Here is a 14092-nt window from a genome sequence, read left to right as displayed (position 1 = left end):
ATGTCGGAGCATATCGAAGTAGCGGCGGCGGAAGAGGCCAAGCGCCGCCCGGATTATACTCGGGCGCTGCAGGAGCTTTTGCTGCAGATTGCAGACGATGACTATATTTTGGCATACCGGGGATCGGAATGGCTTGGGCTGGCGCCTCACATCGAAGAAGATGTCGCTTTCTCCTCGATGGCGCAGGACATGATGGGGCATGCAGCGATGCTATACGAGATGCTGGAGGAGTTGGGAGCTGGCAAGGCGGATGACCTGGCGCATTTGCGCAGCCCGGAGGCGTTCCGCAATGCCATACTGCTCGAGCGACCGAACGGACCAGGCGAATATGCGAATGAGCCGCATTACGACTGGGCGTTCGCGATTGCCCGCTGCAGCCTATACGGCCTATTCAAGGAAATCCGGCTGGAAGTGCTGACCTATTCCTCGTATGTGCCGCTAAGGCAGGAGGCCAGCAAAATGCTGCGCGAGCATCAGTATCACAGCCGGTATTGGCGCTCCTGGTTCACGCGGCTGGCAGGCGGCACGAACGAGGCGCGTTCCCGATTGATTGCGGCTGTAGCCCAGGTGTGGAGCGATATTGGAAGCCTGTTCCCGCTAGGCAGCGAGGAGGAGGCGATCGTACGCTTCGGTCTGAGCATAGGTGGCGATGAATTGGCACGGCGCTGGAAGACATCGGCGCAGAGCTTGTTCGAAGCGAGTGGGCTCGCATGGCCAGGAGACTGGAATACTCCTGTCAGGACTGGACGCGACGGGCAGCATACCGACGATTTGACGCAAGTCGTTGGCATCTTGTCGGAGGTGTACCGGATTGACCCGGCGGCCAGCTGGTAAAGGAGGCGGTTCATCGTGACGCAGATTATGCGGCAGATGCCAACGGGGCTTGAGGAACGAATTTGGGCACTGCTGCAGGAGGTCAAGGATCCAGAAATCCCCGTCATCAGCATGATCGAGATGGGGATGATTCACAGGGTAGTTGTAGACGAGAGCGTGGTTGAGGTGGAGGTACTGCCGACCTTCATTGGCTGTCCTGCTCTGGAATTGATGAGGAGCGAAATTCAGGAGAAGCTGCTTTCCATCGAGGAAGTGCGCGAGGCGAACGTCCACTTCCTGCGGGAACCAGCCTGGATCTCGGATCGGATTAGCGACGAAGGCCGGGAGAAGCTGCGTTCATTCGGCATTGTTGCACCGCCGCGCGGTTGTACGCCGGGGGAGGAGTGGAAGGTGCGGTGCCCCTACTGCGATTCTCCCTACACTCGCGTGGACAATATGTTCGGTCCGGCGGCTTGCCGCAGCATTTTATACTGCAGGCACTGCAAAAATCCGTTCGAAGCCTTGAAAGTGTTGTGAGGCTAGGCTTGGGCTTGTATGGTTCGTAATGCCTTTAATGCTCTAGTGCTTAGTATTTAATGCTTAATGCTTAATGCTTAATCTCTAGTGCTCTAAGGCTTCAAGATTTTAAGGATTGATGCCTGTAGTTTAGCGGGAATGTGATGTTGTTAGACGTTTGGTTTGTTGCACTGCGTTTTTTGTGTGGTATTACAAGGTTCTGTAAGGGTTGATCAAGTTATTTTAAAGGCAACGTCATGAAAGGCAAGAAACACTATTGCGCACATTTGCGCTGCCTTTGGAGCGGAATAAGCTGCAGAGGAAGAGGGAGGGTATCCGATAACGATGGAAAAAAGCATGCAAACTGTTGAATTGAAGTCGATGTTTATCAACGGAGAATGGACGCAAGCGCAAGGCGGCGGTACGCTCCGCGTTGTTAATCCGGCAACCGGTGAAGAGGTAGGGACGGTAAGCTACGGTGACCATTTGGACGCCAGAGCGGCCATCGATGCGGCCCATCTGGCATTTCCAAGCTGGTCCCGCTTGACTGCCCGTGAGCGCTCAAAATATTTGTACCAATTATATGAATTGGTGCGCAGCCATCGTGATGAATTGGCGAGCATCATCTCGGCCGAGATGGGCAAGCCGCTGCGTGAGGCCAAGGGCGAGGTGCTGGGAGCTGCCGACAACTTCATGTGGTATGCAGAGGAAGCGAAGCGGGTGTATGGCGAGACGGTTCCGTCCTCTGTGCCGAACAAGCGAATTATGGTCAGCCGCCATCCGGTCGGCGTCGTCGGAGCGATCACACCATGGAACTTCCCGGTTAATATGGTCGCGCGGAAGATTGCGCCCGCACTCGCCGCAGGGTGCACGGTTGTTTTGAAGCCAGCCGAGAGCACGCCGCTAAGCGCAATTAAGTTATTCGAGCTGATCGCACAAGCAGGGTTCCCAGCCGGTGTCGCTAATCTGGTCATCGGCCAGCCGGAGACGGTGGGCCAGGAACTTCTCGACAATCCAAAGGTTCGCAAAATTGCCTTCACTGGCTCGACGCGCGTCGGCAAGCTATTGATGGAAGGGGCGGCCAAGCACGTGAAGCGGGTCAGTCTGGAATTGGGCGGGCATGCGCCGTTTATTGTGTTCGAGGATGCAGACTTGGACGCGGCGGTTGCAGGGCTGTTCGAGAGCAAGTTCCGCAATTCGGGTCAAATGTGCATCTGTACGAACCGCCTGTATGTGCATGAGTCTGTGGCGGAGGAATTCAGCGCCAAGCTGATCGAGCGGCTGAGCAAGGCAAAGGTCGGCGACGGACGCAGCAAAGAGACGGAAATTGGCCCGCTCGTCAACCAACGGGCGCTTGATAAAGTGCTGCGCCATATTCAGGATGCACAAGACAAAGGCGGGAAAATTGTTTTCGGCGGCAAGCGCTTGATGGAGGGGGAATACGGCAAAGGCTTCTATTGCGAGCCGACCGTCATTACGGGCGTAACTAAGGAAATGGAGATTGCTGCCGAGGAAACATTCGGCCCAGTTGTGCCGATGATGACCTTCACGGATGAAACGGACGTTATCCAAATGGCGAACGACACATCATATGGCTTGGCTGCCTATGCCTATACGCGCGACAGCAGCCGCTGTTTCCGTCTGGCAGAGGCTTTGGAATACGGCATCGTAGGTATTAATGATGGTTCACCAACACAGACTCAGGCGCCATTCGGAGGCTGGAAGGAAAGCGGACTTGGCCTGGAGGGCGGACGCTACGGAATGGATGCATTTTTGGAAACGAAATTTGTTTCGTTCGGGTTGTAATCATCGTTTTGATAGATGTAATGAATGAATATTGAGAGATAAGGGAGGATTTATTCATGGTCAAATTAATCGCGATCTACCGCAAGCCTGAGGATGTCGAGGCGTTCAACGAGCATTATTTTAATACCCATTCTCCATTGGCAGCAAAAATGCCTGGACTCGTGAAGATGGAAGTGGGAACGATTTATGGAACGCCAATGGGGGATAGCGATCTGCACCTGATTTGCGAGATGTATTTTGAATCGAAAGAGGCCTTGAAGGCAGCCCTGTCATCCGCTGAGGGCAAGGCGTCCGGCAAGGATTTGATGGGATTTGCCGGCAAAGTGGTATCCATGCATATGGCGGAGGTTCATGAGTGAGCAAGCCGACGCATCGCAACCGGTTTAATGATTTGCTTGGAATCGAGATCGTTCGGCTGGATGAAGATGGCTGTGTTATGCAATTGCATACCCATCCTGATCTTCATAACAGCATCGAAGGCTTTGTACATGGCGGCGTGACGAACACGTTGGCTGACGCCGCCATGGGCCATGCGGCTGCACCCCCGATTGACGGGGTGCAGCAGTGTGTAACCGTGGAGAGCAAGATCAATTATTTGTCTCCGGCCATCGGCGAACTTCTCGTTGCGGAGTCTCGGGTGCTGAAGCGGGGGCGCAATTTAATTGTGACGGACGCTCGCATTACCTGCGATGGGAAGCTTGTCGCTGTCGCTTTGGGGACATACGCGCGCGTCAGTCCAAAACGAGGGGAACAAGGCGCGGAATTGCCGTCCACGAAGCAGGAATAAGGCGATGGAGTAAAAGCAATGGGAGGTTGTCGAGCAGACGGATCAGCGGAAAAGAGGGGGCTTGAACGAATCGATGGAGATGCAGGAGCAGAGGCTGAGCAGGGCGTCGGTGCAAAGTGAGGTGCCGGTGCAGGATCAAGAACAGGGTCAATATCAGAAAAATCTGAAACAGGGACATGAACAGGTACAAGACCAGGTAAAAGACCAGGTACAAGTTCAGGGTACGCTCCAAGAGCAAGGGACGGTACAGTCAGTGAAGCTGGATCGCCACGGTCATGTTGCCGTCATTACGCTGAATCGGCCTGCCGACTTAAATGCCCTCAATTATGAAACGCTGGTGCGCCTGGGAGAAATCGTTGTGGAAATCCGGGAGGATCGTCATCAGATTCGTGCCGTCATCGTGACGGGCACGGGCCGAGCCTTCAGCGCAGGGGCTGATCTAAAGGAACGGCGCACGCTGAATGAACAACAGGTGAGACGCAACGTGCGTGCGATCCGGGATGTATTCACCGCCGTGGAGGAGCTTCCGCAGCCGACGATTGCAGCGGTGAATGGATATGCGTTCGGCGGCGGTTTCGAATTAATGCTGGCCTGCGATTTGCGCTTAGCTGTCCGGGATGCCCGTATGGGACTTACCGAGGTGAGTCTGGGCATCATTCCCGGTGCAGGTGGAACGCAGCGGCTGCCGCGGCTTATCGGGCCAGCGCGGGCGAAGGAGCTCATCCTGACTGCGCGGAAAATGAACGCCCAAGATGCGCTGCAATACGGATTGCTGAACGGAATAGCCGATGACGCAGAGCAGCTCCACACAATGACGCTTGATTTGGCAAATGAGATTGCATCTAATGCGCCGCTCGCGGTCTATCAGGCCAAATACGCCATAAACCGGGGCAGCCATGTTGGTCTGTATTCCGGACTAGAGGTTGAGGCACAAGCCTATGAGATGATTATCCCGACGAAGGATCGGGCGGAGGCATTAGAAGCCTTTGCGGATAAACGAAAGCCTGTCTTCCGTGGGGAGTAGGAGGGTAGCGCGTGATATTCAATGTCGAAATGGAAACGATGCCGCATGAACGGATGCGAGCGCTCCAACTGGAGAGACTCCGCCACGCCGTCAAGCGGGCATATGACCGAGTACCTTTTCATCGTGCCGCGTTGGATCGGGCGGGCCTTGATCTGGAGGACATTCGCAGTTTGGATGATATCCGCCGCCTGCCGTTCATGAAGAAATCCGATCTGCGCGATTATTATCCGTTCGGATTGTTCGCGACCGAGATGAGCGAAGTTGTACGTATCCATGGTTCATCCGGCACGAGAGGCAAGCCGATCGTTGTGGGGTACACGAAGCAGGATATTGAAGCTTGGGCGGAAATTGTTGCGCGCGCCATTTGCTGCGCAGGCGGTCGACCCGGGGATATTTTCCACAACGCGTATGGGTATGGCTTGTTCACGGGCGGATTGGGCCTGCATTATGGCATCGAGTGTCTGGGCGCAGTCGCTGTGCCCGTGTCGGGAGGGAATACACCGCGCCAGATTACGCTTATTCAGGATTTCAAGCCGCGCGGGTTGTCAGGTACACCGTCTTATATTTTGAATCTGGTGGAGGAAATGCGAAAGCAGGGCATTGATACCCGTTCAACGAGCATCGAGTACGGCATTTTTGGCGCGGAGCCTTGGTCGGAGGAAATGCGCCGCCATCTAGAGGATGCTCTTGGCATTAAGGCGATTGATATTTATGGATTGAGTGAGGTGCTTGGGCCAGGTATCGCTATCGAGTGCCAGGAAGCGCAGGATGGTCTGCATATTGCCGAAGATCATTTTCTGGCGGAGGTGGTCGATCGCGAGACGGGTGAACCGCTGCCGTACGGGCAGGAAGGCGAGCTGGTGTTTACTTCACTGACCAAGGAAGCATTCCCAGTCATCCGCTACCGGACGGGCGATATTGCGTCGCTTCACCCGGGTACCTGCAAATGCGGCCGCACGACGATGCGGATGTCCCGGATTAAAGGAAGAGTAGATGACATGCTGATTATACGCGGCGTCAACGTTTACCCAACCGAGCTCGAGGCTGTGCTGCTTAACTTCTCCCAACTTGCGCCCCATTATCAAGTCGTCATTGAGCGGGACAATGCACTTGACCGCTTCGAGATTCATTGCGAGATTACGCCGGAATTCTGGAATCGGGTAGGCAGCGCTCTGGAAAGCCAGGAGGTTGCCGAGCTGGTAAAGGAGATCGGCAAGGCGATCAAATGCTCGCTCGGTGTCTCTGTTTTACTGCATGTGAATGAGCCGGATTCGATTGCGCGCAGCGAGGGAAAAGCAGTACGCATTGTTGATAACCGCAAGCGAGCGGCAGACGTTCAAGAAAGTGAAGGAGTGGGGGCGGGATGACGAAGATGGGCAGTAGGAATGTGACCGTGTCGGTGGACGGCGCTGTAGGTGTGCTTACCCTGAATCGGCCTGACGTGTTGAATGCTTTGAATCGCGAGCTGATGCAGGAACTGGTGGTCGAGCTGGAACGAATGGATCGGGACGATGCTGTGAAGGTGCTAGTTATTACAGGAAATGATAAGGCCTTCGCCGCCGGAGCGGATATTAGGGAAATGGCGGATGAATCCGCTGTATCGCTGCTATTGAAGCGGCAGTTCGATGTCTGGGATCGCATCGGCGGCATCGCTAAACCGATCATCGCCGCTGTGAGCGGATATGTGCTCGGTGGAGGCTGTGAGCTGATGATGAACTGTGATCTCGTTGTTGCCTCGGATACGGCGCGCTTCGGGCAGCCGGAAATTCGTATTGGCGTTATGCCTGGTGCTGGAGGAACGCAGCGGTTGACCAGGGCAGTGGGGCAGCGCAAGGCGATGGAACTGCTGCTGACCGGGGATACGATGCTCGCGGAAGAGGCTCTACGCTGTGGTCTAATTAACAAGGTAGCTCCAGTTGAGCTTTATTTGGAGGAAGCGCTGAAGCTTGCGCGGCGCATTGCCAACCAGCCGCCACTGGCTGTTTCCCTTATTAAGCAGGCCGTTCGCAAGGCGCAGGATCTTTCGCTGGCCGAAGGTCTTGATTTTGAGCGGCAATGTTTCCATCTGTTGTTCGCGAGCGAGGATCAGAAGGAAGGCATGCTTGCTTTTCAAGAGAAGCGAAGTCCCCAATTCAAGGGCAGATAGGAGGAATCATGGCTGTGTATGAGACGATTCTGTACGAAGTATCAGCAGGCGTAGCCCGGATCACGATGAATCGGCCGGATAAGTACAACGCCTTCACCGGGAAGATGATCGCCGAGATCATTGATGCGTTCCGTCAAGCAGGCAAAGATGCTGCGGCGCGCTGTATTGTCCTGACCGGAGCGGGCAAAGCATTCAACGCAGGGCAGGATCTGGGCGATGTGCCGGGTGCCGGCAGTGCGGTCGGGCAGGACGGAGCTGCAAACCACGGCGACATGCTGCGTTCGCGCTACAATCCGCTCATTATGCAAATTCGCAACACGGAGCTGCCGGTTATCGCGGCTGTGAACGGCGTAGCGGCAGGAGCAGGGATGAGCCTCGCTCTTGCTTGTGATATGCGTGTGATGTCTGAGCGGGCTTATTTTGTCAGTGCATTCATTAATATAGGGCTTGTTCCCGATTCAGGGGGATGCTACTTCCTGCCGCGCCTTGTCGGCTTGGCCAAGGCGATAGAAATTGTCACGATTCGGGATCGCGTTACGGCGAAGGAGGCGCATCGGATTGGCTTGGTCAATCGCGTATGCTCTGCCGAACGGCTGGACGAGGAAGCAGATGAGCTTGCAGCCAAGCTAGCTCAGCTTCCAACGCGGGCGATCTGGTTGATGAAGCAGACAATGAACCGGGGACTGGAAAAGGGGCTGGCGGAGACACTGGAGCAGGAGGCATATGCCCAGGAGATTGCCGGACGCACGCAGGATCACCGGGAAGGCATGCAGGCTTTTCTAGAGAAGCGGCCGCCTATGTTCAAGGGGGTATAGCCGATGGAAGACTATGTTTCCGGAGGAAGCCTCGGCATGGTCGGTATTATCGGTGCTGGCACGATGGGAGCGGGGATTGCGCTCGTATGCGCTCGGCAGGGTCGCCGTGTTCGATTGCAGGATATTAAGCCAGAGGTGCTGGAAGCTGCGCAAACCTATATTGGTACGGTTCTGTCGAAGGATGTTGCGAAGGGGAAAATCTCGGCGGAAGAGAAACGGTCGACACATAATCTTATTGAGTTAGTGCAGGACATGGCAGCATTAAGCTCATGCTCGATCGTCATCGAGGCGATCCCCGAGAATCTGGAGTTGAAGCGCTCTGTGTTCGCCCGCTTAACAGAGCTTTGCAGCAGTGATGCTCTGCTGCTGAGCAATACGTCTTCCCTTTCCATTACGGAACTTGCAGCAGGCTTGCCTCATCCGGAGCGCATCATAGGCTTTCATTTCTTCAACCCTGCGCCGGTGATGCCGCTCGTGGAAGTCATCCGCGGCCACAAGTCGGCAGATGCCTGCATCGCTGCAGCTCGCAGGTTTGCGGAGGAACTTGGCAAGGTGCCTGTGTTGGCGGAGGACTCGCCCGGATTTATCGTCAACCGCGTCGCCCGACCTTATTATAATGAAGCGCTGCGCATCATAAGCGACCGAGTGGCTAAACCGGAGCAGATTGATCGCATTATGAAGCAGGCTGGCGGTTTCAAAATGGGGCCGTTCGAGCTGCAGGATCTAATTGGTCTCGACGTGAACCTGGCGACAACGGAATCGGTTTATACCCGGTTCAATCATGAGAGCCGCTTCAAGCCGAGCCGGATACAGCAGCGCATGGTGCAGGCAGGAAGCTTAGGCAGGAAGACAGGAGAGGGGTTTTATTCATATGACCAATAACACGATCCTGTTGGATGGGAACGGCCCGCTGCGCGAAGGCCTTCATGTGCTGCTAGAACGAAGCGGATATCAGATTATTTCCTTGGCAGAGTCGGAGGAGTGCAGGGATGCCCTCTCCTCGGTTCGATACGGTATGGAAGTAACCAATGATGATGTGCTTGAAAAGCAGGCCAACATCGTGAAAATGGATCGGCTATTACCGCCAGAAATACCAATCGCGGCTACCTCGTTAGCTCTCTCTGCCACTGAGATCGCATCATGGGCATCTCAACCGAAGCGAATATGCGGATTCGGAACGCTCGCACCCCTGGAAGAACGCGAGTTGATTGAAGTGGCTCCTGCCTTGCAGACATCAAAGGAAACCCTTCATCGTCTGGAGGAACTGTTCCGCTCTTTGGGTAAACAGGTAGACATTGTGCAGGATGAGGCGGGGCTCGTCTTCCCGCGCATTCTCGCCTTAATCGTAAATGAAGCTGCCTTCGCTCTAATGGAAGGGACGGCTTCCGCTGCGGATATCGATACGGCTATGAAGCTGGGAACCGGTTATCCGTACGGTCCGCTTGAATGGGCAGACAGAATCGGGCTGGATGATGTGCTGGCGGTTCTGAGCGGGCTCCACCGCGATCTGGGTGAAGAGCGGTACCGCCCAGCTCCGCTACTGCGCAAGCTCGTGCTAGCAGGCCGGTTTGGCTCCCGCCGCGGCCAAGGCTTCTATTCCTATGATATTGGGGGGGGAACAAGATGGCAACACCCGTAATTATTGATGCGATACGTACGCCGATCGGACGCTACGGCGGAGCGCTCAAGGGTGTGCGCGCCGATGATCTGGGCGCGATCGTTATTCGCAGCCTGTTGGAGCGGAATCCAGTCGCCCCGGAGCGGGTAGACGGCGTTATTGTTGGCTGTGCAAATCAAGCGGGGGAGGATTGCCGCAATGTGGCGCGCATGTCGCTGCTGCTGGCTGGAATGCCGGTCGAGGTGCCGGGCGTGACGGTAAATCGCCTATGTGGATCTGGCATGGAGGCCGTTCAGCAAAGCGCCTATGCCATTATGGCAGGGGCGGGACATATGTATATTGCTGCCGGAACGGAGAGCATGACGCGGGCACCTTATGTGATGATGAAGCCGGAGGCCGCTTTTCAGCGTGGGCACCAGCAGATCTACGATACGACTTTGGGCTGGAGGATGACCAATGACAAGCTGGCCACTCTCTATCCTCCCATCAGTCTAGGGGAGACGGCGGAGAACGTGGCGGAGCAATACGGCGTCAGTCGGGAGGCGCAGGATGAGTTTGCGCTATCCAGCCAACGGAAGTATGCTGAAGCCCAAGCAGCGGGGAAGTTTGCAGCCGAGCTTGTTCCGGTGGAGGTGACTGGGCGCAAGGGCCAGATCATGAAGATCGAGCAGGATGAACATCCTCGTCCTGAGACGACGCTGGAGCAGTTGCAGAAGTTGAAGCCGGCCTTCAAGCAAGGGGGAACTGTGACGGCCGGGAACTCGTCGGGACTGAACGACGGGGCAGCGGCGCTGCTCATTATGGAACAGGAGGCCGCCCATTCGCTTGGATTTCGCCCACGCGCCCGCGTAGTTGCTGCTGCATCTGCTGGCGTAGATCCGTCCGTGATGGGAATCGGCCCCGTGCCGGCCGCGCGCAAAGCACTTCAGCAGGCTGGACTGAGTATCGAGGACATTGATCTGTTCGAGCTGAATGAAGCATTTGCTGCACAGGCAATTGCCAGCATGCGGGAGTTGAATATCGACCCGGTACGGGTGAATGTGAACGGCGGGGCGATTGCGATTGGGCATCCGCTCGGGTGCAGCGGGGCTCGGATATTAACGACACTGCTCAATGAGATGGAGCGCCGAGAGGTTCGTTACGGCTTGGCTGCGATGTGCATCGGTGTCGGTCAAGGCATCGCCACTATAATTGAGCGAATATGACCTGGCCGGCAGCCTGAATGGGCATGGTTGATTTTTTTGGCGAGGAGGAATCGACGTGAAGCAAGGATTGGTTCCAGGCGCTGAAATAGCTTTTGCTGTGACTGTTACACCGGATATGTATCCTGCTTTTGACGGCACGGCCATTCACGAAGTGATGTCTACCGTCACCATGATTTACTATATGGAGAAGGCTGGTCGAGAGATGATCGTTCCTTTTTTGGACGAAGAGGAAGAAGCTTCGGGGCTCGCTCTTGATATAAAGCATGTAGGGCCTGCGGTCGCCGGACAGGAGGTAACATTTCGAGCTGTATGTATCGAGGTGGGGGCTAAGCGCATGGTGTGCGAGGTGACGGCAGAGACGCGAATCAATCTAGTCGGCAAAGGAACGTTTACGCAGGCGATTTTCTATAAAAATACGATGGCAGAGCGGCTCACGGCTTTGCGCCGCAAGGCGGAAGAAGAGCAGAAGCTATCTTGACAAGCTGAGCGGTGGTTCCTCCACTCCGACATGCCCTCCATTTTGCTTGAGCTATGGAGAATCAAGTGATACAATTTGACGAGATACAACATTTGGAAATCACGTGATCGACTAGGAGTGGTGAACATGAGGCCGCAATCGATGCTGTTTACCATATACGGCGAGTATGTACGTCATTATGGTAGCGAAATCTGGGTTGGGAGCCTGACCGCCCTGATGGGTGAATTCGGTTTGACCGAACAGGCCGTACGGGCCGCTATCTCACGCATGCTGCGCCAAGGATGGCTGGAGTCGCGCAAGGTGGGAAATCGCAGCTATTATTCAATGTCCCCGCGCGGCAAGCGGCGCTTGGATGAGGCGGCGGCCCGCATTTATAAGCAAGAGACAGATGTGTGGGACGGCAAATGGTGCATTGCGAGCTACAACATTCCCGAAAAGGATCGGGGCATACGGGATCAATTGCGCAAGGAACTGGCATGGCTCGGCTTTGGCATGTTGACGACGAGCACCTGGATCAGTCCTAACGATTTAACTGACAAGGTAAGGGACATCGTGGAATCACGCGGGATATCTGGATATGTGGAAATTTTTAAGGCGGATCATATCGCTTGGAGCAAATCTAGGCAGTTGGTGCAGAAGTGCTGGAACATCGATGAGATTAATGCGGCTTATGCTGAATTTATTGAGGTATACCGCCCAAGTTATGAAAAATTGCTCACGATGCAGCAGCAGGGGGACACCATACCTGACGGCTACTGCTTCGTAGAGAAGAGCAAACTGGTTCACTGGTACCGGAAGTTTTTATTCATTGATCCTGACTTCCCTGAAGAACTGTTGCCAGATGTGTGGTTAGGTAAGGAAGCGGATCAATTGTTCCACAACTACTATGATTTGCTGCATACAGGGGCCAGTCGTTTTTTTGAACAAGTATATGAACCTTCTCCTGATGCGCTTCCGCTTCGCAATATCGAGCATGCATAACACTTTTGGAACATTTGCATAGGTGTACATATCTCGGGAAAATGAATCTCTATGAATTTTGATTTATAAGGGCTCTTTGCAGCCTTTTTGCTTCCGTGCTTTAACGTAGGGTCGTATTACCGTTGCTTTTAATGGAAGCTTGTGCAAGGTCATAAGACATCGAGTAAACAGCTTTTCGATGATTCCAATAGTGCGTTTTGCGGTTTATTACGTGTCTCCTCCTTTATGAATACTTGTCCTCATTCTGTATGTTTGTGTATAATATAGCTTTCCTGTTTGTGGAATCATTTGGTTGAATCCGAATTTAGTTACTAGGGAAACGTACAAATAAATGTCCTACATTTCAATTTGCACATAAAGATAAGCGCTTTGCTTCTGTAATTTGTGCCAAAATTCAAAATAGGCAGCTTGACATATAGGGAATTGCGAGGATTACAGTGTGTTATCACTAAGTGAGATAGCGGTGTGCGCCAATATATCGAATGGCGTGGCCGCTATTCATTTGTAGGTGGAAAAAGGAAGCTTGACAATTCAAACTGGTTGTAACTATAATGGTTACACGAAAGGGTGAGCAGCATGAAGATAAGCAGCCGCTTTAGTGTAGCCGTCCACATTCTATCCTTGCTGGCGCTTGAACCGAACGCCCATCATACGTCGGAGTGGATGGCGGGCAGCGTCAACACGAATCCTGTTGTTATCCGGCGGGTAACGTCTCAATTGAAAAAGGCTGGACTCGTCGATGTACGACCTGGAACTGGTGGGGCAACGTTAAGCAAGCTGGCAGGCGATATTACGCTTCTTGATGTATATCGTGCTGTAGAGGCTGTTGAAGAGGGAGAGTTGTTCGGGTTCCATGATCATCCGAATCCGAAGTGTCCAATCGGAGCCAATATAGAATCGGTGTTACAACTGGTTATGCTGCGTGCGCAATCCGCCATGGAGCAGGTGCTGGCAGAAATGACCTTGGATCATCTGGCAGTTGACCTGAAGGATCGAATGGAAGAGAATGAGTAAATCGTTCTAGGATGCAGGCGGTTATCAATCCGAATTAGAAATACTCCAGTGACTAATGGAGTTTTTCGCGGGTTAGTTGTAACTTCCTTTATTACATTAAAGTTTTATTGTGGTTGTGAGCGTGCACTGCTTACTTGAAGGTACTTACTTGAAGGTACTTACTTGAAGGCAATAACGAATATTGAATATAGAAGGGAAGATCGATGATTATGAAAATTGCAGTATATGGTGCTACAGGTACAATTGGACAACGTATTGTGAACGAGGCTTTGACTAGAGGACATGAGGTAACGGCAGTTGTTCGTGATGCTTCACGTGTTGCACAGTCGCATGCGAACTTGACAGTGGTAACCGGAGATATTCTGAATTCTGCAAGTGTTGCGGAGCGTACAGCAGGCCATGATGTTGTGATTAGTTCCATCGGTCCTAAGATGGGTGAAGAATCTGCGCTTGTCGAAGCTACTCGCGCCTTGATTAACGGGGTGAAACAGGCAGGTGTTGAGCGCTTGATTTCCGTTGGCGGAGCGGGCAGTCTTGAAGTGGCTCCAGGCGTTCAAGTGGTGGATACTCCGGACTTCCCAGATGCATGGAAGCCAATTGCACTCGCTCACCGTGACGCGCTTGATGTATATCGTCATGAATCCACATTGGCATGGACGAATGTAAGTCCTGCTGCCATGATCGAGCCAGGAGAGCGTACTGGACAATATCGTACTGGTACTGACCAATTGGTTGTAGACGCAGAAGGCAACAGCCGCATCTCAGCAGAAGATTTCTCCGTGGCCATCTTGGATGAAGTGGAGAACCCGCAATTTACAGGCCGTCGCTTCACAGCAGCTTATTAATCGTTGCGATTTACAATTCAAACGTTATGAATGGATGCCTAGCT

The 14092-nt window shown here is 53.8% G+C and carries 16 protein-coding genes; all 16 read left to right on the top strand.

Translation table 11 applies throughout. From position 1 onward, the window contains the following. The 16 genes from paaC to BP95_RS0102745 all read left to right on the top strand — a co-directional run bounded on the left by paaC (nt 1) and on the right by BP95_RS0102745 (nt 14048). Nucleotides 1-834 (top strand): 1,2-phenylacetyl-CoA epoxidase subunit PaaC, encoded by an 834-nt coding sequence (gene paaC / locus BP95_RS0102820; protein WP_021256939.1) that lies wholly within the window; start codon nt 1-3, stop codon nt 832-834. Between the two features lie 15 nt (nt 835-849). Beyond that, the gene (gene paaD / locus BP95_RS0102815) at nt 850-1350 is read left to right on the top strand and encodes a 1,2-phenylacetyl-CoA epoxidase subunit PaaD (RefSeq protein ID WP_021256938.1); all 501 of its coding nucleotides are present in this window, start codon (nt 850-852) and stop codon (nt 1348-1350) included. 324 nt (nt 1351-1674) lie between these two features. After that, entirely contained in the window at nt 1675-3135 is a 1461-nt protein-coding gene (locus tag BP95_RS0102810) for an NAD-dependent succinate-semialdehyde dehydrogenase (RefSeq protein WP_021256937.1), read from the top strand. Between the two features lie 56 nt (nt 3136-3191). After that, nucleotides 3192-3494 carry an EthD family reductase gene (locus tag BP95_RS0102805; RefSeq protein WP_021256936.1) on the top strand — a complete coding sequence of 101 codons (303 nt, stop codon included), beginning with the start codon at nt 3192-3194 and terminating at the stop codon, nt 3492-3494. After that, nucleotides 3491-3922 (top strand): PaaI family thioesterase, encoded by a 432-nt coding sequence (locus tag BP95_RS0102800; RefSeq protein WP_021256935.1) that lies wholly within the window; start codon nt 3491-3493, stop codon nt 3920-3922. Before BP95_RS0102805 ends, BP95_RS0102800 begins: the two co-directional genes overlap by 4 nt. A gap of 73 nt (nt 3923-3995) precedes the next feature. Beyond that, nucleotides 3996-4946 carry an enoyl-CoA hydratase-related protein gene (locus tag BP95_RS0102795; protein WP_081819794.1) on the top strand — a complete coding sequence of 317 codons (951 nt, stop codon included), beginning with the start codon at nt 3996-3998 and terminating at the stop codon, nt 4944-4946. 11 nt (nt 4947-4957) lie between these two features. Then, nucleotides 4958-6313, top strand: a complete 1356-nt coding sequence (locus BP95_RS0102790) for a phenylacetate--CoA ligase family protein (RefSeq protein WP_028531355.1) — start codon at nt 4958-4960, stop codon at nt 6311-6313. Then, complete coding sequence (locus BP95_RS0102785; RefSeq protein ID WP_021256932.1) at nt 6310-7092, top strand: enoyl-CoA hydratase-related protein; 783 nt, start codon at nt 6310-6312, stop codon at nt 7090-7092. The genes BP95_RS0102790 and BP95_RS0102785 overlap by 4 nt, the downstream gene beginning before the upstream one ends. A gap of 14 nt (nt 7093-7106) precedes the next feature. Further along, entirely contained in the window at nt 7107-7907 is an 801-nt protein-coding gene (locus BP95_RS0102780; RefSeq protein WP_028531353.1) for an enoyl-CoA hydratase-related protein, read from the top strand. A gap of 3 nt (nt 7908-7910) precedes the next feature. Continuing rightward, entirely contained in the window at nt 7911-8789 is an 879-nt protein-coding gene (locus tag BP95_RS0102775; protein ID WP_051613970.1) for a 3-hydroxyacyl-CoA dehydrogenase family protein, read from the top strand. After that, entirely contained in the window at nt 8779-9546 is a 768-nt protein-coding gene (locus tag BP95_RS0102770; RefSeq protein ID WP_028531351.1) for a 3-hydroxyacyl-CoA dehydrogenase family protein, read from the top strand. The genes BP95_RS0102775 and BP95_RS0102770 overlap by 11 nt, the downstream gene beginning before the upstream one ends. Continuing rightward, nucleotides 9531-10730 (top strand): thiolase family protein, encoded by a 1200-nt coding sequence (locus tag BP95_RS0102765; protein ID WP_021256928.1) that lies wholly within the window; start codon nt 9531-9533, stop codon nt 10728-10730. Before BP95_RS0102770 ends, BP95_RS0102765 begins: the two co-directional genes overlap by 16 nt. 55 nt (nt 10731-10785) lie before the next feature. Then, nucleotides 10786-11208, top strand: coding sequence for a thioesterase family protein (locus BP95_RS0102760; protein ID WP_028531350.1), 423 nt, complete (start codon nt 10786-10788; stop codon nt 11206-11208). Nucleotides 11209-11334: 126 nt separating this feature from the next. Continuing rightward, complete coding sequence (paaX, locus tag BP95_RS0102755) at nt 11335-12189, top strand: phenylacetic acid degradation operon negative regulatory protein PaaX (RefSeq protein WP_028531349.1); 855 nt, start codon at nt 11335-11337, stop codon at nt 12187-12189. 576 nt (nt 12190-12765) lie between these two features. Further along, a complete protein-coding gene (locus tag BP95_RS0102750; RefSeq protein WP_021256925.1) occupies nt 12766-13203 on the top strand; it encodes an Rrf2 family transcriptional regulator in 438 nt (145 codons plus the stop codon). Nucleotides 13204-13412: 209 nt separating this feature from the next. Next, on the top strand, nt 13413-14048 hold the full coding sequence (locus BP95_RS0102745) for an NAD(P)-dependent oxidoreductase (RefSeq protein WP_028531348.1): 636 nt from the start codon (nt 13413-13415) through the stop codon (nt 14046-14048). Nucleotides 14049-14092: the final 44 nt, after the last annotated feature.

It is taken from the genome of Paenibacillus sp. UNC217MF (assembly GCF_000686865.1).
GTDB classification, from domain to species: Bacteria; Bacillota; Bacilli; order Paenibacillales; family Paenibacillaceae; genus Paenibacillus_B; species Paenibacillus_B suaedae.
Note: the sequence above shows the minus strand (reverse complement) of the source record. Positions and strands in the feature narration are given on the sequence as shown.